Origin of the sequence: Micrococcus sp. H39-S4 (genome assembly GCF_027158145.1) — a bacterium.
GTDB classification, from domain to species: Bacteria; Actinomycetota; Actinomycetes; order Actinomycetales; family Micrococcaceae; genus Micrococcus; species Micrococcus luteus.
In genome coordinates this window covers 13,715-35,789 of sequence record NZ_JAPVLT010000005.1, presented here as the reverse complement: position 1 = coordinate 35,789, position 22,075 = coordinate 13,715, and the positions used below count along the sequence as shown (strand labels likewise).

General features: G+C 74.2%; 17 protein-coding genes. 5 read left to right on the top strand and 12 right to left on the bottom strand.

Going from position 1 to position 22,075, the window contains the following annotated elements; translation table 11 throughout:
• Positions 1-25 precede the first annotated feature (25 nt).
• The 6 genes from O3T09_RS06470 to dinB form a co-directional block, all read right to left on the bottom strand.
• Complete coding sequence (locus O3T09_RS06470) at positions 26-1,780, bottom strand: peptidoglycan D,D-transpeptidase FtsI family protein (RefSeq protein WP_269295449.1); 1,755 nt, start codon at positions 1,778-1,780, stop codon at positions 26-28.
• A gap of 68 nt (positions 1,781-1,848) precedes the next feature.
• On the bottom strand, positions 1,849-2,415 hold the full coding sequence (locus O3T09_RS06465; protein ID WP_230956246.1) for a hypothetical protein: 567 nt from the start codon (positions 2,413-2,415) through the stop codon (positions 1,849-1,851).
• A 20-nt stretch (positions 2,416-2,435) separates the two neighbouring features.
• On the bottom strand, positions 2,436-3,431 hold the full coding sequence (gene rsmH, locus O3T09_RS06460) for a 16S rRNA (cytosine(1402)-N(4))-methyltransferase RsmH (RefSeq protein ID WP_095694689.1): 996 nt from the start codon (positions 3,429-3,431) through the stop codon (positions 2,436-2,438).
• A gap of 142 nt (positions 3,432-3,573) precedes the next feature.
• Positions 3,574-4,005: a division/cell wall cluster transcriptional repressor MraZ gene (mraZ, locus tag O3T09_RS06455; RefSeq protein WP_044659496.1), complete on the bottom strand. Its 432-nt coding sequence runs from the start codon at positions 4,003-4,005 to the stop codon at positions 3,574-3,576.
• Positions 4,006-4,327: 322 nt separating this feature from the next.
• On the bottom strand, positions 4,328-4,714 hold the full coding sequence (locus O3T09_RS06450) for a DUF3040 domain-containing protein (protein ID WP_012750919.1): 387 nt from the start codon (positions 4,712-4,714) through the stop codon (positions 4,328-4,330).
• A 133-nt stretch (positions 4,715-4,847) separates the two neighbouring features.
• Entirely contained in the window at positions 4,848-6,143 is a 1,296-nt protein-coding gene (dinB, locus tag O3T09_RS06445; protein WP_269295448.1) for a DNA polymerase IV, read from the bottom strand.
• 56 nt (positions 6,144-6,199) lie between these two features.
• On the opposite strand from dinB, the gene O3T09_RS06440 reads away from it, so the two are divergent.
• On the top strand, positions 6,200-7,315 hold the full coding sequence (locus O3T09_RS06440; RefSeq protein ID WP_036384567.1) for a polyprenyl synthetase family protein: 1,116 nt from the start codon (positions 6,200-6,202) through the stop codon (positions 7,313-7,315).
• Between the two features lie 43 nt (positions 7,316-7,358).
• Here the strand turns inward: O3T09_RS06440 and O3T09_RS06435 are convergent, their stop codons facing one another.
• The gene (locus tag O3T09_RS06435; protein WP_044659490.1) at positions 7,359-7,757 is read right to left on the bottom strand and encodes an Rv2175c family DNA-binding protein; all 399 of its coding nucleotides are present in this window, start codon (positions 7,755-7,757) and stop codon (positions 7,359-7,361) included.
• A gap of 267 nt (positions 7,758-8,024) precedes the next feature.
• Between O3T09_RS06435 and O3T09_RS06430 the strand changes: the two genes are divergently transcribed.
• Positions 8,025-9,140: a LysM peptidoglycan-binding domain-containing protein gene (locus O3T09_RS06430; RefSeq protein WP_269295447.1), complete on the top strand. Its 1,116-nt coding sequence runs from the start codon at positions 8,025-8,027 to the stop codon at positions 9,138-9,140.
• A gap of 55 nt (positions 9,141-9,195) precedes the next feature.
• A complete protein-coding gene (gene pknB, locus O3T09_RS06425; protein WP_223247544.1) occupies positions 9,196-11,133 on the top strand; it encodes a Stk1 family PASTA domain-containing Ser/Thr kinase in 1,938 nt (645 codons plus the stop codon).
• Between the two features lie 24 nt (positions 11,134-11,157).
• Here pknB and O3T09_RS06420 read toward each other — a convergent pair whose 3' ends face one another.
• Complete coding sequence (locus tag O3T09_RS06420; RefSeq protein ID WP_002854593.1) at positions 11,158-12,570, bottom strand: class II 3-deoxy-7-phosphoheptulonate synthase; 1,413 nt, start codon at positions 12,568-12,570, stop codon at positions 11,158-11,160.
• A 71-nt stretch (positions 12,571-12,641) separates the two neighbouring features.
• Entirely contained in the window at positions 12,642-13,349 is a 708-nt protein-coding gene (locus O3T09_RS06415; protein ID WP_098092486.1) for a lysophospholipid acyltransferase family protein, read from the bottom strand.
• A 68-nt stretch (positions 13,350-13,417) separates the two neighbouring features.
• Here O3T09_RS06415 and O3T09_RS06410 point away from each other — a divergent pair, with 68 nt between their 5' ends.
• Together O3T09_RS06410 and O3T09_RS06405 are read left to right on the top strand one after the other, a co-directional pair.
• Positions 13,418-14,188: an alpha/beta hydrolase gene (locus tag O3T09_RS06410; protein ID WP_060974301.1), complete on the top strand. Its 771-nt coding sequence runs from the start codon at positions 13,418-13,420 to the stop codon at positions 14,186-14,188.
• 114 nt (positions 14,189-14,302) lie between these two features.
• Positions 14,303-16,138: an AMP-dependent synthetase/ligase gene (locus tag O3T09_RS06405; RefSeq protein WP_122054385.1), complete on the top strand. Its 1,836-nt coding sequence runs from the start codon at positions 14,303-14,305 to the stop codon at positions 16,136-16,138.
• Positions 16,139-16,199: 61 nt separating this feature from the next.
• Here O3T09_RS06405 and O3T09_RS06400 read toward each other — a convergent pair whose 3' ends face one another.
• The 3 genes from O3T09_RS06400 to O3T09_RS06390 all read right to left on the bottom strand — a co-directional run bounded on the left by O3T09_RS06400 (position 16,200) and on the right by O3T09_RS06390 (position 21,986).
• Positions 16,200-17,663 carry a mycothione reductase gene (locus tag O3T09_RS06400; protein WP_269295446.1) on the bottom strand — a complete coding sequence of 488 codons (1,464 nt, stop codon included), beginning with the start codon at positions 17,661-17,663 and terminating at the stop codon, positions 16,200-16,202.
• A gap of 82 nt (positions 17,664-17,745) precedes the next feature.
• Positions 17,746-21,264 carry a pyruvate carboxylase gene (locus O3T09_RS06395; RefSeq protein ID WP_269295445.1) on the bottom strand — a complete coding sequence of 1,173 codons (3,519 nt, stop codon included), beginning with the start codon at positions 21,262-21,264 and terminating at the stop codon, positions 17,746-17,748.
• 158 nt (positions 21,265-21,422) lie between these two features.
• Positions 21,423-21,986 (bottom strand): MerR family transcriptional regulator, encoded by a 564-nt coding sequence (locus O3T09_RS06390; protein ID WP_036384587.1) that lies wholly within the window; start codon positions 21,984-21,986, stop codon positions 21,423-21,425.
• Positions 21,987-22,075: the final 89 nt, after the last annotated feature.

Below are 22,075 nucleotides of genomic sequence, written 5' to 3'. Positions count from 1 at the left end.
GGGTGCTCGGGGCCGGAGGCGTGGGTCACCACGGCCGGTCCTGCGGATCGTCCACGAAGACGCGGTAGTCGTTCGGCTCGGCTCCGGTGGCGGGCACGTCCGCCTGGCGGAGCATGTACTCCATGATCGTGGCGGCCGCGACGGACACGTCCCGGGAGCCCTGCTTCGACGGCGGCCGATGCATGGACACGGACACCACGAAGCGGGGGTCGTCGAGCGGGGCGACGGCGGTGAAGCCGAGGTTGTAGCCGTCGTACGTGCCGGTGTCGCTCGCGGCCTCGGCGGTGGAGGACTTGCCGCCCACGCGATACCCGGGGATCGCGGCGGCCTTGCTGGTGCCCTGCGTCACGACGGTCTCCATCATGCGGAGCATCTGCGCCGCCGTCTCCTCGGAGACCACGCGGTGGGGCTCCGCGGACGACTCCCAGCGCTTCTCCGCGCCGTCGCCGTCCACCGTGGCGTCGATCAGCCGGGCCGGGATCAGCACGCCGTCGTTGGCGAGGGCCTGGTACATCTGGGCGGTGTGCAGGGTGGTCTGGGTGTAGCCCTGGCCGAAGGCCGTGGTCAGGCGCTGGCGGCCGTCCCACTGTTCGGGCGGGACGAGGACGCTGCCCGCCTGCTGCGGCAGGCCGAGGTCGATGGGCTGGCCGACGCCGAAGGAGCGCATGTACTCGTAGCGCTGCTCGTCCGTGATCTTCTCGGCGATCTGCACCGTGCCCGTGTTGTAGGAGCGCGCGTAGATGCCGGCCACGGTCATGTCGAACGTCGGGTGCGGGGAGAAGTCCCGGATGGTCTGCCTGTCGAAGTCCTGGCTGCTGGGGACGGTGAAGCCGTCCGTGGCGGTGACCTTCCCGGCGTCGACGGCGGCCGCGATCGGCAGCGCCTTGCCCGTGGAGCCCGGCTCGTACGGGGTGCTCATCACGGTGGAGGTGCGGAAGTTCCCCTCGGTGGCGTCGGGGTCGGCGGGGTCCACCGTGGTGGAGTCCGCCATGACGATCACGTCGCCCGTCTTCACGTCCATCACGACGGCGTTCGCCCATTCCGCGTCGTACTCGGCGGCGAGGGCGCCGAGGGTCTCCTGCGCGAACCACTGGGCGTCCTTGTCCACGGTCAGGCGCAGGTCGGCGCCGTCCACGGCCGGAACCTCCTCGAGCGGGGCGTTGGGGATGCGGATGCCGTCCGCGCCCACCTCGAACGTGCGGGTGCCCGGGGTGCCGGTCATGACGTCGTCCTGGCTGAGCTCGAGGCCTTCGAGGGCGGTGCCGTCACCGCCCATGAAGCCGATGATGCTGCCGGCGACCGACCCGTTCGGGTAGGTGCGGCGGTCCACCGCCTCGGAGAGCAGGCCCGGCACGTTGAGCGCCATGGCCTTGTCCCGGACCTCCGGGGTCACGGAGCGACGCACCACGGCGTACGGGCGGGAGCCGATGGTGGCCTCGCGCACCTCCTCCTCCGTCATGCCGAGCACCTCGGCCAGGCTGGCCAGGCGGGAGTCCACGTCCACGAGCACGGTCTTCCGGGCCTCGCGGTCCCATTCGTTGAAGTCCTTGACGAGGCGCTGGTCCACGACGATGTCGTATCGGCGCACGCTGGCGGCCAGCACGTCGCCGTCACGGTCCAGGATGGACCCGCGTTGCGGCAGGGTCTCCTGGTGGGTCAGGCGCTGATCCATGGCCGCCGCGGCCTGCCCCGTGGGGTCGATGCCCTGCACGTAGACGAGCCGCAGCGCGAGCCCGCCGAGCAGGACGAGGACGAGCAGCAGCAGGATGCGGGTGCGCACGGCGGGGTGCCCGGGAGCGGGCCCGACCGTCGATCCGCCGCGGGGAAGGTGCGAGGCGGGACGGTCGATCAACGGTCGGCGGCGTCCTGGTCGGCGGCGGAGGCGTCCTCGCCGCTGAAGGTGCGCGGTCCCTCGATCTCGTCCTGGCCGTCGTCGGACGCCCCCTGGCGGACCGCGTCCGCGTCCGCCGGCGGCGCGACGTAGGTGGCGGAGACGTCGCCGTCCTGGGCCGCCTGGGCCTCGCCGCTGAACTCGCCCGTGCCCGCGTCCACGGAGGCGGTGCCGGCGGGGGCGACCATCCCGAGGGCGTCGGCGCGCGCGGCCAGGTTCTGCGGCGCCTCGAGGTGGCCCACCTGTTCGGCCAGCCGCTCATTGGTCTCGGTGACGGCCTGCTGCTCCTGGCGCAGGTCGAGGAGGGCGTACTGCCGGTTGGACATGGTGATGTTCATGACGAGCACCGCCGCGAGCGCGGCGAGCACCACGAGGACGCACAGCACGGTCACCCCGGAGCGGGATCGGGGCAGCGGGGCGGGCACCACCGAGAGCGGCGTGCGCTCCTGCGGAGCCGGCCGCGCGGGGGCGACGGGGGTCGACCCGGGGCGCAGCGACTCTGCGATCCGTGCGTGTGCGGCCATGCTCATCTCCTCGTGCAGCGTCATGCCGTGGTCCTGGACGTCCTGATCTTCTCAACCGCACGCACTTTCGCGGAGGAGGCGCGACGGTTCTCTGAGATTTCTTCTTCGGTGGGCTTCTCGGTGCCGCGGGTGAGCACCCGCACCACGGGTTCGTGCTCCTCCAGCACCACCGGGAACCCCGGGGGCGCCGTGGACGTGGCCCACGCGCTCAGATGCCGCTTCGTGATGCGGTCCTCGAGGGAGTGGTAGCTCATCACCACGAGGCGGCCGCCCACGTGGAGGGCGTCGAGGATGGCGGGCACGGCGGCGTCGAGGATGTCGAGCTCCTCGTTCACGGCGATGCGCAGGGCCTGGAAGGTGCGCTTGGCCGGGTGCCCGCCGGTGGCCCCCGCGGCGACGGGGACGGCCGAGCGGATCACCTCGACGAGGCGGCCGGTGGTCTCGATGGGGGCTTCGGCGCGGGCCCGGACGATGGCCCGTGCGATGGGGCCGGCGAAGCGCTCCTCGCCGTCGCGACGGATGATGCGGCGCAGCTCCTGCTCGTCCAGCTCCGCCACGAGCGTCGCGGCGGAGCGCTCGGCGGTGTCGTCCATGCGCATGTCCAGCGGAGCGTCGTAGGAGTAGGCGAAGCCGCGTTCCCGGTCGTCCAGCTGATAGGAGGACACGCCGAGGTCGTAGAGCGCGGCATCGACCTTCGTGACGCCCGCGGCGGCCATGGCCTCGGGCACCCGGTCGTAGGTGCCGTGGAAGGGGATCAGACGGTCGGCGAGGGGGCCGAGGCGCTCGGCGGCCATGGCCTGGGCGTGGACGTCGCGGTCGATGCCGATGACGCGCAGGTGGGGGAACCGGGTCAGCAGGGCCTCGGTGTGCCCGCCCATGCCCAGCGTGCCGTCGACGGCGACGGGCGTGCGGCCGGCCTCGAGCGCGGCCTGGACGGCGGGGGCGAGGAGGTCGACGACGCGGTCCCGCATCACGGGCAGGTGGCGGTCCTCGGGGCGCGGCTGGCCTGCGTCCACTCTCGACCTCCTGCTCACATCGCGGTCCTGGCGGACCTCGGGCGGGATCCCCATCCGTCCGCCGCCACGCCTGGCCCAGGGGAAGACGGGTCAGGTGCGGCGGCGTCGGCTGGAGGTCTCGCTCGAGGTCGGGTGGTCACGGTCAGAAGACGCCGGGCAGGACGTCCTCGTCGGTCTCGGAGAAGGCGGCTTCCTGCTCGGCGAGGTAGGTGTTCCAGGACTCCGAGTCCCAGATCTCCACTCGCGTCCCCGCGCCGATCACGGTCACGTCCCGGTCCAGCCCCGCGTACTGCCGCAGCGGCGCCGGCACGGTCACCCGACCCTGCTTGTCCGGGACCTCGTCCGACGCCCCCGAGAGGAAGACGCGGATGTAGTCACGGGCCTGGCGGGAGGACAGTGGAGCCGACCTCATCTGCTCGTGGACCCGCTCGAACTCACGAGCGCTGAACACGTAGACGCAGCGCTCCTGACCCCGGGTCAGGACCAGCCCCTCCGCCAGCTCCTCGCGGAACTTGGCGGGGAGGATCAGCCGGGACTTCTCGTCGAGCCGGGGGGTGTACGTGCCCAAGAACACGGCACACCCCCTGGCTCGTCGAGCGGTCCCTCCCGACCAAGGTCGGGACCCATGCTCTCTCCTTTCCTCCACATTACCCCACTTCCCTCCACCCTCAACCCCGGAACGCGGGTCACGGCGCCACGGGCGTGTCGAGGCCCCCGGGTCCGGCGCGCCATCCCGCGGATCCCGGGACCGGTGTCGCCGTGGAGGGAAGTGGAGGACCGGTGGGCCCCGGTGGAGGGCCGCGGCGACGACGGAGCCTCGGGCAGCGGAAAGGCCCCGATCCGGAGCGGATCGGGGCCTGGAGTGGAGGATAGTGGGGGCCCGGCGGGCCAGGCGCTCAGTCGCCTCCGGCGCGCCGCTCGTCCCAGCGCCGCTCGAGGCGGCCCATGAAGTCGCCGCCTCCCTGCCGTCGCGGTGCGCCCGACCGGCGGGCCTCCGGGCCCGAGGCCCCGGAGGCGACAGCGCGGGGCCGCGTGGTCAGCAGGAAGATGCCGGCCCCGATGACGACGACGCCGAGCACGCCCAGGAGGATCGCGTGGTTGGCGACCCCGAGGACCACGACGAGCAGCCCGACCACGGCGAGGACGGCCCCGGCCACGACGCGACCCACGGGCAGCCGATGCCGCCCCGTGTCCGCCATCTGGGTGGCCAGCCGGGGGTCCTCGGTGCGCAGCTGCTGCTCCAGCTGGTCCAGCATCCGCTGCTCATGCTCTGAGAGGGGCATGGCGACTCCTTCGAACGCGGCCTCCGACACCTCCGGGACCGGGAGGGGACGCCCGCGCGTCCGACTTGCCCTCCAGGATAGGACCTGCCGCCCCACCCTAGCCAGGTGGCGACGTCGCCGGCCCCGGAACCCCTCACTCCCGGTCCGGGCCTCCGGGGCCCGGCCGCGGCGCGTCCCGGCGGGCGTCGGCGCGGGCCTCGCGGCGACCCAGCAGCGACGCCGGCCGCACGGCCGCCGTCGGGAAGCGCCGGGCGACGGCGTCCAGGGCGGCCTCGGCACCGGCCCAGTCGCCCGCCTCCGACGCCTCGCCCTCCGTCCCCCAGGCGGGACCGCCGAAGAGCGCCTCCTGGGCCGGGGGTTGATCGGCCTCGTCCCCGAGGCGCTCGGCGCGCACGCCCACGAGCCGGACCGGATGCGGCCGTTCGGCGTGCAGCTCGCGGACGAGCCGCCGCGCCGGGCCGAGGAGGTCGTGGCCCGTGGCGGTGGGCCGGGCGAGGCGGGCGGTGCGGCTGCGCACGGACCCGTCCGGCGCCTTGAGGCGGACTGTGACCGCCCCGGCGGTGACCTGCTCCGCGCGCAGCCGGGCCGCGACCCGGTGACAGAGGCGCAGGACCTCCGGGTCGACGCCCGCGACGTCGACGGGGTCGACGTCGAAGGTGTGGTCCGCACCGATGCTGCGGGCCGCCGGGCGCGGGGCGACGGGACGCGGGTCGATGCCCCGGGCGAGCGACGCCCACTCCCGGCCGGCGGCCCCGAACGACGCCTCCAGCCGCGCGGGGTCCACCCGGGCGAGGTCACCGATGGTCGCCACCCCCCGCCGGGCGAGCCGCTCGGCCGCCTTGGGGCCCACGCCCCACAGCCGGCCCACGGGCAGCGGATGGAGGAAGTCCAGGGTGCGCTGCGGCGGCACGATCAGCAGGCCGTCGGGCTTGGCCGCGGTGGACGCCGTCTTGGCCACGAACTTCACGGCCGAGCCGCCCACGGTGCACGGCAGCCCCAGCGCGGAGCGGACGCGCTCCCGGATCAGGTGGCCGATGTGCTCGGGCGGGCCGAGCCGGCGGCGGGCGCCGGCGACGTCGAGGAACGCCTCGTCCACGCTGAGCTGCTCCATCACGGGGGTCACGTCCGCGAACACGGCCATCACCTCGGCGGAGACGGCCCGGTAGAGCTGCTGGCGCGGCGGGATGACCACGAGGGGCGGGCACAGGGCGCGGGCGTGCGCCAGGGGCATCGCCGAGCGGACCCCGTAGGCCCGCGCCGCGTACGAGGCGGAGAGCACCACGGACCGGCCGCTCGGGGCGGCGACGGCGGCGGGACGCCCCTCGAGGTCGGGCCGTTCGCGCAGCTCGACGGACAGGAAGAACGCGTCCATGTCCACGTGCAGGATCGTCGCCTCCTCGCGGGGTGCAGCGGGCGCGGTCTCGGACATGGACCGAGCCTATCCGGGACCGGCGATCCGTCGCGCGGCGCGGCTAGGGTGGGGCCATGCCCGCCGACGTCGCCGTCCCCCGCCCCCGTCCCGCCGACCAGGACCGCTTCCGCGCCGCCGTCGCCGACGCCCTCGACCGCCTGCTGGCGGAGCACCGGGACCTCGCCCGGGACGTCCACCCGCTGACGGCGCCCCTCGTGGACGCGATCGCGGACCTGACCGCGGGCGGCAAGCGCCTGCGCGCCGTCCTGGCCTGGCTCGGCTGGCGGGCGGCCGGTGGCGAGGCGGAGGACCCCCGCATCGCCGAGGCGGGCGCGGCGTTCGAGCTGTTCCAGGCCGCGGCGCTGATCCACGACGACATCCTGGACCGCTCGGACACCCGCCGCGGGATGCCCAGCGTGCACCGCCGCTTCGAGTCCCTCCACCGGGAGGCGGGCTGGCGCCACGCTGCGGAGCACTTCGGCGTCTCCGCCGCGATCCTCGCCGGCGACGTCGCCCTGGGGATGAGCGAGACGGCCTTCGCGCGTGTCCTCGCCGGCACCCCCCGGGAGGACCGGGCGCGGGCCGAGCTCGAGCGGATGCGCTTCGGGGTGATGGCGGGTCAGTACCTCGACGTGGTGGCCGAGATGGCCCCGGCGGCGCGCGGTGCCCGCGAGGCCGAGGCGGCCGCCGAGGCGGTCGTGGAGCACAAGTCGGCGCGCTATTCGGCGGTGCACCCGCTCGCCCTCGGGGGGCTGCTGGCGGGGGCGGACGACGGGCTGGTGACCGCGTTCGCCCGGGTGTCGCTGCCGTTCGGCATGGCCTTCCAGTACCGCGACGACCTGCTCGGCGTGTTCGGCGATCCGGCGACCACGGGCAAGCCCGCGGGCGACGACCTGCGGGAGGGGAAGCAGACGGTGCTCATCGCCCGCGCCGTCGAGCTGCTCGCCCCGGACGAGGCCGCCGCGCTCGACGCGGACCTCGGCGACCCGGACCTCGGCGCGGACCGGGTGGCCCACTGGCAGGCCGTCCTCGAGGCGTGCGGCGCACGCCGGGCCGTCGAAGAGCGGGTCGCGGCGCTCTCGCATGAGGCGGCCGGGGCCGTGGCGGGCCTGCTCGCGCACGGCGTCCCCGAGGACGTGAGCGCCGAGCTCACGCGGCTGATCGACGCCTACACGTCGCGCCGCCACTGAGCGGCACGGACCCCGCGGGCGGATGACCGCCCGCGGGGCCGGCTCACCAGGCCAGGGCCTGGGCGCGGCGCCGGATCTCGGTCTTCCGGCCGTCCCGGAGTGCGTCGATGGGCCGGCCGGGCAACGACTCGTCCTCGGTGAACAGCCAACGGAGGGCCTCCTCGTCGGAGAAGCCGGCGTCGGCCAGCAGCACGAGCGTGCCCTGCAGGGAGTCGAGCACGCCGGTCTCGGTGAGGAACAGGGCCGGCACGGACCGCACCGCGGGCTCGGGACGACGCACGGCCAGCAGGCGGCGATCATGCACGAGGTTGTGGACGCGGGTCACGCGCTGGTCGAGGTGTTCCGCCACGTCGGGCACGGAGAGCCACTCGCCCACGAGGGCGTCGAGCTCGGCGGGGATCGCGTCAGCGGGGACCGGGGTGTCGGAGGAAGTGGTGCTCACGGGCGCCAGCCTACGTGGCCGCCGACGGGCCCGGCCCACCGCGCCCCGGACGGCATGGATCTCGGTATGGTCACGAAGATCACATTCCGATAACATCGCCGAGGCTCCACGGCCGGGCGCCGACGTCGTCGGTCGACCGCGGGGGGCCACGGGTCCCGCCCGTCACTTCCCCGTCGTGTTCCATCCGTCCGATCCGATGCCGAGGTCTGCCGTGTCCCACACCCCGTCCGCTCCCGCCGCCTGCGCTCCGTCCTGACCGGCGGCGCGGTGCCCCTGCTGCTGCTCACCGGTCTGCCCGCCCAGGCCCACGCCCAGGAGGCTGCGGTGCACACCGTGCGCCCGGGCGACACCCTCACCCGGATCTCGGCCGCCCGCGGCGTCTCCGTCGCCGACCTGCTGCGGTTCAACGGCCTGGGCCTGGAGACCGTGCTCTACCCGGGTGACGAGCTCCGCCTGACCGGCGCGGCGGCCCCGGCCCCGGCCGTCGGGACCTACACGGTGCAGCCGAACGACGGGTGGTGGATCATCGCCCGCCGCACCGGCGTCTCCGCCGCGCAGCTGCAGCGGCTCAACGGCATGAGCGCGTCGAGCATGCTCCACCCGGGCATGGTCCTGACCACGCAGCGCACGGCCGCCGCACCGAAGACCCCCGCGTCGACCGCCCCGGCCACGACCCCGGCCTCCGCGCCGGCGTCGACGGCCCCGGCGGCGGCCGGCGGGACGGTCCGGTACACCGTGGTCTCCGGCGACTCCCTCTGGGGGATCTCCCAGCGGTTCGAGGTCTCCATCCCCCGTCTGCGCGAGCTCAACGGCCTGACGCGGGCCTCGACGCTGCACCCCGGCGACGTGCTCGTGATCTCCGACGGCACCCTCGAGGTGGAGCCGGTCTCCGCCGTCCAGGCGGTCGGCGACACCTTCCTCGGGCGCACCTACGCGCCGCACGTCACGGCCTCGGCGAACGAGAACCTACGCCTGCTGCGCTCCGTCCCGCAGCCCACCCCCGAGCAGATGCAGCAGATCATCCGCGAGACCGCCGAGCGGATGGGCGTGGACCCCCGCCTGGCCCTGGGCCACGCGTACACCGAGTCCCGCTTCCGCATGGCCTCGGTCTCCCCCGGCAACGCCGTGGGGGCGATGCAGGTCATCCCGATCACGGGCGAGTTCGCCTCGGAGCTGGTGGGCCGCGAGCTGAACCTGCTGGACCCCCACGACAACGCGGTGGCCGGCATCGCGTTCATCAAGTACGTGCAGGACCGCACCCCCACCCTCGACCAGGGCATCGGGGCCTACTACCAGGGCCTCGGCGGAGTGCTGGACAGCGGCTTGAACCCGGAGGCACGGGACTACGTGGCCAAGGTGCGCGCCGCGATGGCGATGTTCTGATCCGCCGGCGGCGGGCCGCCCCGAGGGGGTCCGCCGCCTGTCCTACCCTGGGACGATGAGCAGCGCACGCCGGGACCCCCTCGTGGGGGGCATCGTCGACGGCCGCTACCGGGTCGTCGAGCGGCTGGCCCGGGGCGGCATGTCCACCGTCTACCTGGCCGTGGACGAGCGTCTCGACCGCCAGGTGGCGCTCAAGGTCATGCACCCGCACCTGGCGGAGGACCCCGTCCTCGTCGGCCGGTTCGAGCAGGAGGCCAAGACGACGGCGCGGCTGTCCCACCCCCACGTCGTCGCGGTCCTGGACCAGGGCCACACCGAGGCCGAGGACGGCGACGTGCTGGCCTACCTCGTGATGGAGCACGTGCCCGGCCGCACGCTGCGCACCGTCATCCGGGACCGTGCACCGCTCTCGCCCCGGGAGGCGCTGCGGTTCCTGCGTCCGCTCGTCGACGGCCTGGCCGCCGCGCACCGCGCCGGGCTGGTGCACCGGGACGTGAAGCCCGAGAACGTGCTCGTCCGCGACGACGGCCGGGTGACGGTCGCGGACTTCGGCCTGTCCCGCGCCGCCACGGCCCACACCATGGCCGGGCAGGCCGTCGTGGGCACGCCCGCCTACCTCGCCCCCGAGCACATCGCCGGGGCGCCCGCCGACGCCCGCTCCGACGTGTACGCCGTGGGCATCATCCTGTTCGAGCTGCTCACGGGCCGCCAGCCGTACACCGCGGCGACCGCGCTGCAGGTCGCCTACCGGCATGTCCACGAGCGGGTCCCCGTGCCGTCCACGCTGCACCCCGGGCTCCCCGAGGACCTCGACGACCTCGTGCTGTGGTGCACCGAGCCGGACCCGGCCGACCGGCCCGCCGGTGCCGGCGAGCTCCTGCACCGCATCGACGCCGTGGCGGCGGGCCTAGACCCCGACGAACCGGACCGCCACCCCGCCGAGGGTCCGGGCGCGGAGCCGGCGGTGGCCGCCCCCGCCGCCGATGGCCCTGAGGACGCAGCCCCGGACGGGAACCTGCAGACCCGGGCCCTCGACGCCGGCGACCACCACGCGACGCGCGTGCTCCCCGCCCTGGCCGAGTCCGACCTCGACGCGGACATGACCGACGTCATCGACACCCGTGCGGCGACGCGCGGGGCCGACCGGCGGCCCGCCGCGCATCCGGCGGAGCCGATCGGCCCGCTCGGGCTCGACCCCGCTCCGGCGGACCGGCATCCGGGGCGCGAGTCCCCGCGGCGGCTGCGTCGGGCGGCCCGCCGCCCCGCCCTCGACCTCGGCCAGGGCACCGGCCGGGCCGCGGCGATCGGCGCGGCCGTGACCCTGCTGCTCACCGGCGTCGCCCTGCTGCTGGGCTGGACGCTGGGCTCCGGCGGCCTCGGAGTCGGTGGCGTGGCGGTGGTCCCCGACCTCGACGGGCTGGCCCGGGAGGCGGCGGAGGAACGGCTGACCGCCGCGGGCTTCACCGCGGCGGTCACGGCCCGGCACAACGAACTCCGCACGGAGGGCACGGTCGTCGCCAGCTCGCCCGCGGCCGGGGAGCCGGCGGGGCGCGGCACCCCCGTCGAGCTCACCGTCTCCGCCGGCCCCGCGCCGGTGCCGGTGCCGGACCTGACCGGCGTCGTGATCCGGCGGGCCCACGGCGTGGCCCGGGACGCCCGATTCACCGTGGAGGTCGCGGAGCGCCGCACCGATCCCGCGGTGCCGGCCGGGGCCGTGATCGAGCAGCACCCGGCCCCCGGCGAGCAGGCGACGCCGGGCACCGCGGTCCGCGTGGTGCTCTCCGAGGGCCGCGCCGTGCGCCCGGTGCCGGACGTGACCGGGCAGGATCCGGAGACGGCGCGCACGACGCTGGCGGACGACGGCTGGGACGCCCGCGTGCATCGCCTGCCGCTGCCGCTCGCCGGCCGGGGCGAGTCCCGGGTCCTGCACCAGTCCCCCGCCGCCGGGACCGCCCTGCCCGAGGGCACCGCGGTCCACGTCTGGGTCGGCTGAGCCGGGGCGTGCCCGGCCGCGAGGTCAGGCCCGCGGCGCGCGACGCTCGGGGTGCGAGAGGGCCTCGGTGACCTTGAACGCCATCTCCAGGGACTGCTGGTGGTTCAGCCGCGGGTCGCAGAGCGTCTCGTAGCGGGCGTCGAAGTCGGCCTCGTTGATCGGGTCGGAGCCGCCCAGGCACTCGGCGACGTCGTCGCCGGTCAGCTCGACGTGCATGCCGCCCGGATGCGTGCCGAGCTCGCGGTGCACCTCGAAGAAGCCGCTGACCTCGTCCATCACGTCCTCGAACCGGCGGGTCTTGTAGCCGTTGGCCGCGGTCACGGTGTTGCCGTGCATGGGGTCGGTGACCCACACCGGTTCCAGCCCCGCGTCCCGGACGCCCTCGACGATGCCGGGCAGCACGTCCCGGATCCGCTCCGCGCCCATGCGGGTGATGAAGGTCAGGCGGCCCGGCTCGCGCTCCGGGTCCAGCCGCTCCGCGAGCTCGAGGGCGTCCGCGGTCGTGGTGGTCGGGCCGAGCTTCACGCCGATCGGGTTGCGGACCCGGGAGAGGAAGTCGACGTGGGCGCCGTCCACCTGGCGGGTGCGCTCGCCGATCCACAGGAAGTGGGCGCTCGTGGCGTAGGGGTCGCCGCTGCGCGAGTCCACGCGGGTCAGGGCGCGCTCGTAGTCGAGCAGGAGCGCCTCGTGGGCCGAGTAGAACTCGGTGCGGCGCATGGCCTCGAAGTCCACGCCCGCGGCGTTCATGAAGCGGACCGCGCGGTCGATCTCGGCGGCCATCTCCTCGTACTGGGCGTAGGCCGGGTTGGCCATGAAGCCCTGGTTCCACTGGTGCACGCTGCGCAGATCGGCGAAGCCGCCCTGGGTGAAGGCGCGGACCAGATTCAGGGTGGAGGCGGAGGTGTGGTACGCCTGCACCATCCGCCGGGCGTCGTGCCGGCGGGCCTGCTCGGTGAACTCGTAGCCGTTCACGATCTCGCCGCGGAAGCTGGGCAGCGTGACGCCGTCGCGGGTCTCCGTGTCCGAGGACCGCGGCTTGGCGAACTGGCCGGCGATCCGGCCCATCTTCACGACCGGCATGGAGGCGCCGTAGGTCAGCACTGCGGCCATCTGCAGGATGGTCTTCACCCGGGCGCTGATCCGGTTGGCGGTGGACCCGGCGAACGTCTCGGCGCAGTCGCCGCCCTGCAGGAGGAACGCGCGGCCCTGGGCGACGTCGGCCAGACGGGCGCGCAGCAGGTCGACCTCGCCCGCGAAGACGAGCGGGGGCAGGGCGCTCAGCTCGGCGACGGCGGCGCGGTGGTCGGCCTCGTCCGCCCAGGACGGCGCCTGTGCGATCGGCAGCGAGCGCCAGTGGTCCAGGCCGGGGATGTCGGCGGCGCCCTCCGAGATGGCGGTGCCGAAGGCCAGGATCTTCTCGCGGGGGTCTTCAGTCATGCACACCAGGCTAGGGGCCGCGTGCCGCGCCCCGGTCTGGGCGTCCCCGGATGACGACGCGCGGGCCCCGCTCAGTCGCCGGCGCGCGGCGGAGCGGCCACCCGGCCCGCCTTCACGTCCGCCGCGTAGGTGTCCACGTATTCCTGGCCCGACAGGCGCCGGATGGCCTCCATGATCTCGTCCGTCACCTCCCGCAGCACCCGGCGGTCGTCGGCTGCCGCGGCACGGCCGGAGAAGTCCAGCGGCTCGCCGAAGATCATGCCCAGGCGCCGGATCCGCGGCAGCACGTGGCCGATCGGCTGGACCCGGTCCGTGCCGATCATCGCGATGGGCACCACGGGCACGCCCGAGGCCAGCGCGAGCTTGGCCACGCCGATCTTGCCGCGATGCAGCCGCCCGTCCGGGCTGCGGGTGCCCTCCGGGTAGATCCCGAGCAGCCGGCCCTCCCGCAGCGCCGCGAGGCCCGCGTCCAGCGAGCGCAGGGACGCCTCTCCGCCGGAGCGGTCCATGGGCAGCTGGTTCGCGGCCTCGAAGAACCGGCGGGTGACCCACCCCTTCACGCCCGGGCCGGTGAAGTACTCGTGCTTGGCCAGGAAGTGCACCTGGCGGTCGAGCATGGCCGGCATGAACACCGAGTCCGAGACGGACAGGTGGTTGCTGGCCAGGATCGCCGGGCCCTCGGCCGGCACGTTCGCGAGGCCCTTCACCCAGGGGCGGAACAGCAGGCGGGTGGCCGGAGCCACGGCGAACGTCTTGGCGGACCAGTAGAACGTGGACACGAGGGCCTTCCGGTCGGGGCGGTCGGGTGCCTGCCCATCGTACGGTCCGCCTGCCTTACCCTGGGAGCATGCCCCGCCCCGTCGCCGTCGCCCCCGAAGACCTGCCCCTGCGCCTCATGCCCGCCGCTCCCGCCCGGCGCGACCACTGCGTCGTGCTCCTGCACGGGTTCACCTCGACTCCGGCCTCCGTCCGCGCCTGGGCCGAGGGGCTCGCGGCAGGCGGCTCCCCCGTGAGCGTGCCCCTGCTGCCGGGGCACGGCACGCGGTGGGAGGACCTCGCCGCCACGGGTGCGGACGAGATCCGCGCCGCCGTCCGGGCCGTCGTGGACCTCGAGCTCGCCCGACACGGCCGCGTGGTCATGGCGGGCATCTCGATGGGCGGCGCCCTCGCGCTCGACGCCGCGGCCCACCGACCCGTGGCCGGCGTGCTCGTGGTGAACCCCGCGCTGCGCTTCGCCAGCCCCCTCGCCCCCTTCGCCCCGTTGCTGGCCCCGTTCGTCCCCACGGTCGCCCCGATCGCGGACGACATCGCGGACCCGACGGCACGCGAGCGCGCCTACCCCCGCACGCCGGTGGCCGGCGTCGCCGCCGTCGGCCGCATCCAGCGGGCCGCCCGCCGCGCCCTGCCGCGGATCACCGCTCCCGTGACGGTCTACCGGTCCGCCCGCGACGCCGTCGTGCCCGCCTCGAGCCACCGGACCCTGGTGCGGGGCCTGCGCCAGGCCCCCGTGGAGGTGGTGGGACTGCCCCGCAGCCGCCACGTCGCCACGCTCGACCACGACCTGCCGCTGCTGATCGACCACGGCCGGAGCGCGGTCGCCGCCATGACGACGCACTGAGTCGCGCCCGGACCCCACCGCTGCCGGTTGTAGAGTGTGCGTGACACGACTCACACATACTTCCGTTCCGCCGACCACCGGTCGGCGGGACCGACCCAACGCCCGAGGAGTCCCATGCACGAGATCAGCGAGCCGTACCACCCCCGCCTGTCCCCGGAGGCGAACATCACGGACTTCCTGGAACGCCAGGCCACGGAGCGTCCCGACCACGGCCTCTTCGCGGTGCCCGACGCGCAGGACCAGTGGACGGACGTCTCCGCCCGGGACGCCCGCGAGCGCGTGCGGGCCCTGGCCAAGGGGCTGATCGCCGCCGGGATCCAGCCCGGGGAGACGGTCGGGCTCCTGGCCTCCACCCGCCTGGAGTGGACACTGGTCGACTTCGCCATCTGGTATGCCGGCGCGGTCACCGTGCCCGTGTACGAGACCTCCTCCGTCAGCCAGGTGTCCTGGATCATCGAGGACTCGCACGTGCGCGCCGTCGTGACCGGGAACGAGAACCTCGCCAAGACGGTGCGGGACGCGGTGCAGCGCGAGGGCCTGCCGGAGCTGATCGGCCTGTGGACGATGGACCCGGCCGACGGCGCCCCCGGCTCCGGTCTCGAGGCGCTCGTCGCCCTGGGCACGGACGTCACCGATGAGGAGCTCGAGACGCGCCGGTCCTCCGCCGGCCTGGCCGACCTGGCGACCATCATCTACACCTCCGGCACCACGGGCCGGCCCAAGGGCTGCGAGCTCACGCACGAGAACTTCGCGGAGCTCGTCAACCAGACCCTGTCCTCCTCGCTCGGCGACGTCGTCCGCCAGGACACCTCCACCGTGCTGTTCATCCCCCTGGCGCACGTGTTCGCGCGCTTCGTCTCGGTGCTCACCGTCGCCGCGGGCGCACGCTGCGGGCACGTCTCGGACATCAAGCGGCTCTCGGTCTCGCTGCAGACCTTCCAGCCGAGCTTCGTGCTGGCCGTGCCGCGCGTGTTCGAGAAGATCTACAACGCGGCGCTGCTCAACGCGCAGAGCGGCGGCAAGGAGAAGATCTTCCGCCGTGGCGCGGACGTGGCGATCCGCTGGTCCCGGGCGCTGGACTCGGGCCAGATGACGGCGCCCCTGCGGCTGCAGCGCGCGTTCTACTCCGCGCTGGTCTACCGCCGGATCCGGACGGCCATGGGCGGCCGGCTCGCGTACGCGGTCTCCGGCGGCGGCCCCCTCTCCACCGACCTGGCGCACTTCTTCCGCGGCGTGGGCGTGACCATCCTCGAGGGCTACGGCCTCACCGAGACGACGGCCCCCATCACCGTGGGCCGGCCGGACCGGCTGAAGATCGGCACGGTCGGACACCCCCTCGGCGGCAACCAGGTGCGGATCGCCGAGGACGGCGAGATCCTCACGCGCGGCACGTCGCTGATGCGCGGCTACCACAACCGGCCGGAGGCGAACGAGGAGGCCTTCGAAGACGGCTGGTTCCGCACCGGCGACCTCGGGGCCCTGGACGACGACGGCTTCCTCACGATCACCGGCCGCAAGAAGGAGCTGCTGGTGACGGCCGGCGGCAAGAACGTGGCACCGGCGATGCTCGAGGACGCGATCCGCAGCGACGCGCTCGTCTCCCAGGTGATGGTGGTCGGCGACGGCAAGCCCTTCATCGCGGCGATCGTCACCCTCGACACCGACACCCTGCCCGCGTGGCTCGCCGCGAACGGGCTGCCGAAGGACCTCGACGTCGCTGCGGCCGCACGCGAGGACGCGGTGCGCCGCCACATCCAGGAGGCCGTGGACAAGGCCAACAGCCTGGTCTCGCGCGCCGAGGGGATCCGGGAGTTCCGCATCCTCGACCGCGACTTCTCCCTGGAGGAGGGCCATGTGACCCCGTCCCTGAAGATGCGCCGGTCGGCGATCATGAAGGACTTCGCCGCGCAGATCGCGGACATCTACGGGGAGCCCGCCCCGCACAACTGAACGCCCCCTCGACGACGGCGCCCGGCCCCGCGGCCGGGCGTCGTCGTCCCCGCGGTTCCGGTCAGAGCAGACCGGAGTCCGGCACGTCCAGGCCCAGCAGCGCGTTCTCGACGACCTCGGTGAGGGCCGGGTGGGGCCAGTACTGGCCCCGCGCGAGCCGGTGGGCGTCGATGCCGAACGCCATGCCGGTCACGAGCGGCTGGATGAGGTTCGCGGCCTCGTGCCCCAGGATGTGCCCGCCCAGGATCCGTCCCGTGGCCTTCTCCGCGACGACGGTGCACACGCCCTCGGTGTCCTCCATGGCCCAGCCGTAGGCGACGTCCCCGAAGGACTGGGTCTTCACCGTGATCGCGTCCGCGCCGTAGTCGGCGAGCGCCTGCTCCACCGTGAGACCGACGGAGGCCACCTGCGGATGGGTGAACACGGCCGCCGGCACGGGGCCGAGCGTGTTGGCGCGGAGATCGTCCGGATGCTCCAGGTTGTGCGCGACGACGCGGGCCTCGTGATTGGCTACGTGCTTGAGCTGCCACGTGTTGGCGACGTCCCCGAGCACGTAGACCCCCTCCACCGGAGCACCGTCGGAGAGTGCGCGCTGATGCTCGTCGCTGGCCAGGACGCCGTCGTCGGTGACGTCCAGTCCCGCGGCGGCGGGGTCGAGGCGGTCCGTGTTCGGCGTCCGGCCGACCGCGATCAGCACCGTGTCCGCCTCGATGGCCTCCTCCACGATGCCGGTCTGCTCCTGGCCCTCCGCGCGATCCAGGCGCACCCGGACCCAGCCGTCCGCGGCCCGCTCGGCGTCCTCGACCGGTTCGATCCCGGCCGGGGTCCACCCCGTGCGCAGGTCCCACCGTCGGGCAGCGATCTTCGTGAACGTCGTGGACACGGACATGTCGTGCTGCTTGAGCAGCCGGTGGCCGCGGTTGACCTGGACGACCTCGGTCCCCAGCCCGGCGAAGACGGAGGCGAACTCGCAGGCGATGAACCCGCCGCCCACCACGAGCAGCCGCCGCGGCAGCCGATCCAGTCGCATGACGGTGTCCGAGGTGTGCACCGACGGCAGGTCCAGGCCCGGGATCGCCGGGAGGGTGGGCCGAGACCCCGCGGCGACCACCACCTGGTCCGCCGTGATCTCCCGGCCCGAGGCGGTGCGCACGCGGCGGGGGCCGACGAAGCGGACCTCCTCCTGGATCACGCTCGTGTAGTCCAGATCGTCCCGGCGGTAGCGCAGCCCGTCCCGGCTGATGCCGTCGATGCGCGTGAAGATGCGGTCCCGGATGGCCGGGAAGTCGGCGCCCGTGAACTCCAGCCCCACCCCGAGGCTCCGGGCCTCGGGGGGCAGCGCGGCCAGGCCGGCCGGGTAGGCGTACATCTTGGTGGGGATGCAGCCGACGTTCAGGCAGGTGCCGCCGAACGTGCCGGAGTCGGCGATCACGACGCTCCGGCCCTTCCAGTGTTCGCTGACCAGGGAGTTCCCCGATCCGGATCCGATGATGAGCAGGTCGTGGTGTTCCGCAGCGGTGGCCATGCCCTCCAGGATAGGCGCGGGCCCGGACGCGGTGGCGTCCGGGCCCGTGGGGCGGCCCGCCGGCGGCGGGCTCACGCGGGGCTCACTCGATCACGAGCAGCAGGTCTCCGCCGTTGACGGGCGTGACGCCCTCCGTGACCACGCGGCGCACGGTGCCCGCGACCTGGGCCGTGATCGTGGCCTCCATCTTCATCGCCTCGATCGTGGCCACCGCCTGGCCGACCTCGACGGCGTCGCCCTCGGCCACCTGGACGGTGACCGAGCCCGCGAACGGGGCGGCGACGTGGCCGGGGGTGCCGGGGTCCGCCTTCTCCGCGGTCCGCACGGTGGACTCGATCGAGCGGTCGCGGACGGTCATCTGGCGCAGCTGGCCGTTCAGGGTGACCATCACGGTGCGCATGCCCTTCTCGTCCGGCTCGGAGACGGACATGAGGGTGGCGAGCAGCCGCACACCGCGTCCGAGCGAGATGACGTGCTCGCGCCCGGGGACGAGGCCGTAGAGGAAGTCGCGGGTGTGCAGGGTGACGGTGTCCCCGAACTCCTCGCGGTGCGCCTCGAACTCCTTCGTGGGGCCGGGGAAGAGCAGGCGGTTCAGCACCCCGCGGCGGGTCTGTCCGGCCTCGCCGAGGGCGCTCGAGTCCTCCGCGGAGATCTCCACCATGCCCGCGCCCTCGCGGCGACCCTGGAGGGCCTTGGTCCGGAAGGGCTCCGGCCAGCCGCCGGGCGGGTCGCCGAGCTCGCCGCGCAGGAAGCCGATCACGGAGTCCGGGATGTCGAACTCCTGCGGACGCTCCGCGAACTCCTTCGGGTCCACGCCGGAGCCGACCAGCTGCAGCGCCAGATCGCCCACCACCTTGGAGGACGGGGTGACCTTGACGAGGTGGCCGAGCAGGTCGTCGGCCGCGGCGTACATCGACTCGATGGCCTCGAACCGCTCCCCCAGGCCGAGCGCGATCGCCTGCGTGCGCAGGTTGGACAGCTGGCCGCCCGGGATCTCGTGGTGGTACACGCGGCCGGTCGGGGCGGGCAGCCCCGCCTCGAAGGGCGCGTACGCCGAGCGGACGGACTCCCAGTAGGGCTCCATCGCGGTGGCGGCCTCGAGGCCGAGACCGGTGTCCCGCTCCGTGTGCTCGAGCGCCGCCACCAGGGCGGACAGCGGCACCTGGCTGGTGGTGCCCGCCATGGACGCGGTGGCCGCGTCGACGGCGTCCACGCCGGCCTCCGCCGCTGCGAGCAGGGTGGCCAGCTGACCGCCGGCGGTGTCGTGCGTGTGCAGGTGCACGGGCAGGTCGAACTCGGCGCGCAGGGCGGTGACCAGCTCGCGCGCCGCGGCGGGCCGCAGCAGGCCCGCCATGTCCTTGATCGCCAGGACGTGGGCGCCGGCGTCGACCATCCGGCGGGCGAGGCCCAGGTAGTAGTCGAGCGTGTAGAGCGTCTCCTGGGGATCCGTCATGTTGCCCGTGTAGCACAGGGCCGCCTCGGCCACGGCGGTGCCCGTGGCACGCACCGCCTCGATGGCCGGGGTGATCTGCTCGACGTCGTTGAGCGCATCGAAGATGCGGAACACGTCGACGCCGGACGCCGCGGCCTCGGCCACGAACGCGTCCGTCACCTCGGTGGGGTACGGCGTGTAGCCCACCGTGTTGCGGCCGCGCAGCAGCATCTGGATCGGGATGTTCGGCAGCTCCGCGCGCAGCAGCTCGAGGCGCTGCCACGGGTCCTCGTGGAGGAAGCGCAGCGCGACGTCGTACGTCGCCCCGCCCCAGGCCTCCACCGAGAGCAGCCCCGGCAGGGTGTGCGCGACGGCGGGGGCGGCGGCCAGCAGGTCGCGCGTGCGGACGCGGGTGGCCAGCAGGGACTGGTGGGCGTCGCGGAACGTGGTGTCCGTGACGGCCAGCGCGGTCTGCTCGCGCAGGGTGCGGGCGAAGCCCTCGGGGCCCTGCTCCAGCAGCACCTGACGCCAGCCGCGCGGGGGCACCGCGTCCTCGTTCCGGCTCGGGCCGTCGAAGGGCGAGCGGTCCGGCTCCTGGTGCTTGTCGCCCGGGTGCTCGGGGAGGCGGTCGCGAGGGTCGATGCCCTCGACGCGCGGGCCGTGCGGCTGGTTGACGGTGACGTCCACGAGATACTGCAGGGCCTTGGATCCGCGGTCCTGGGAGCGGTTCACCGTGGCCAGCTCGGGGTGCTTGTCGATGAAGTCCGTGGCGACGTCGCCGCTGACGAACTGCGGGTCGTCCATCACGTTCATCAGGAACGGGATGTTGGTGGCCACGCCGCGCACGCGGAACTCGGCCAGGGCGCGGCGCACGCGGCGCACGGCCGTGGCGTAGTCGCGTCCGCGGCAGGTGAGCTTGACCAGCATGGAGTCGAAGTGGGGGCTGATCTCCGCACCGGCGTAGATGGTGCCGCCGTCGAGGCGCACACCGGAGCCGCCGGCCGAGCGGTAGGCGGTGATGGTGCCGGTGTCCGGGCGGAAGCCGTTGGCCGGGTCCTCGGTGGTGATGCGGCACTGGATGGCGAAGCCGCGGACCTGGAGGGCGTCCTGGGTGATGCCCAGCTCGGGCAGGGTGGCGCCGGCGGCGATGCGCAGCTGCGCGCCCACCAGGTCCACGTCCGTGACCTCCTCGGTCACGGTGTGCTCCACCTGGATGCGGGGGTTCATCTCGATGAACACGTGCTGGCCCGCACGCTCGCCCGCCGTGTCCACGAGGAACTCGACGGTGCCCGCGTTGACGTACCCCATCTCCTTGGCGAAGGCGACGGCGTCCCGGTGCAGGGCCTGCCGGATCTCCTCGTCCAGGTTCGGGGCCGGGGCCATCTCGATGACCTTCTGGTGGCGGCGCTGGAGCGAGCAGTCCCGCTCGAAGAGGTGCACGACGTTGCCCTCGCCGTCGGCGAGGATCTGCACCTCGATGTGCCGCGGCCGCAGGACGGCCTGCTCGAGGAACACGGTGGGGTCGCCGAAGGCGGTGTCCGCCTCGCGCATCGCGGCCTGGAGGGAGCCGCGCAGGTCCTCGCGGCGCTCGACGCGGCGCATGCCGCGGCCGCCGCCGCCGGCGACGGCCTTGACGAAGATGGGGAAGCCGATCTCCTCGGCCTGCTCCAGGAGCCACTCGACGTCGGCGCTCGGGTCCGAGGAGGCCAGGGTGGGGATGCCCGCACGCTTGGCCGCGCGCAGGGCCTCGACCTTGTTGCCGGTCAGCTCGAGGACGTCGGCGGGCGGGCCGACGAAGGTGATCCCGTTCTCAGCCGCGGCACGGGCCAGGCCGGCGTTCTCCGACAGGAAGCCGTAGCCCGGGTAGATCGCGTCGGCCCCGGCGTCCTTCGCCACGCGGATGATCTCGTCCACGTCGAGGTAGGCGCGCACGGGGTGGCCCTCCTCGCCGATGCGGTAGGCCTCGTCCGCCTTCTGGCGGTGGATCGAATTGCGGTCCTCGTAGGGGAAGACGGCGACGGTGCGGGCGCCCAGCTCGTAGCAGGCGCGGAAGGCGCGGACGGCGATCTCGCCGCGGTTGGCCACCAAGACCTTGGAGAAGACGGCGCCGGCTCCGGTCGACCCGGCCGCGTCCTCTGGAGGGGTGAAGTTCTCGACAGGTGCGGTCATGGTTGGGAGTGTGTCACACCGCGCCGGAGTTCCGCCTCATGTCGCGCACAGTCACCGCTGCGAGACGAAAGATGACTGACTCGGCGCTGTGGGGCGCCGACGCCGGCCCGGCCTCGTGCCGGGGCCGGCGTCGGCCGCGGGCGCCCCGCGGAGGAGGGTCAGGCGGAGCGGCGGGCCCGACGCCGCCCGGCCAGCTCGTCCCCCGGCTCGGGGGCCCCGACCACGCTCTCGCGGGGCAGCTCGGCGAGGCTGCCCTCGACCTCGCGCCACACGCGGCCGACGGCGATCCCGAAGACGCCCTGGCCGCCCTGGACGAGGTCCACGACCTCGTCCGCCGAGGTGCACTCGTACACCGAGGCGCCGTCGCTCATCAGGGTGATCTGCGCCAGGTCCTCGACACCCCGCTCGCGCAGGTGGCCCACGGCGGTGCGGATCTGCTGGAGCGAGACGCCGGTGTCCAGGAGGCGCTTGACCACCTTGAGGACGAGGATGTCGCGGAACGAGTAGAGCCGCTGGGAGCCGGAGCCGGAGGCGCTGCGGACCGTGGGGACCACGAGGTCCGTGCGGGCCCAGTAGTCGAGCTGGCGATAGGTGATGCCGGCGGCCTTGCACGCGGTGGGACCGCGGAAGCCGACGTCGTCGCCCCGGGTCGCGCCCTCGTCGAAGAGCGTGCCCTGGGTGCCGAGCGCGGGGGGCCGGCCAGGACCTGCAGTGGGTGTCACGGGGAACCTCCTGGTGCGGGGCCCCCGGTGCGGGGAGGGGGACGCGACCGTCGTGTGCCGCCGGTGACCGTGGCGGCGCTCCCCGGTGA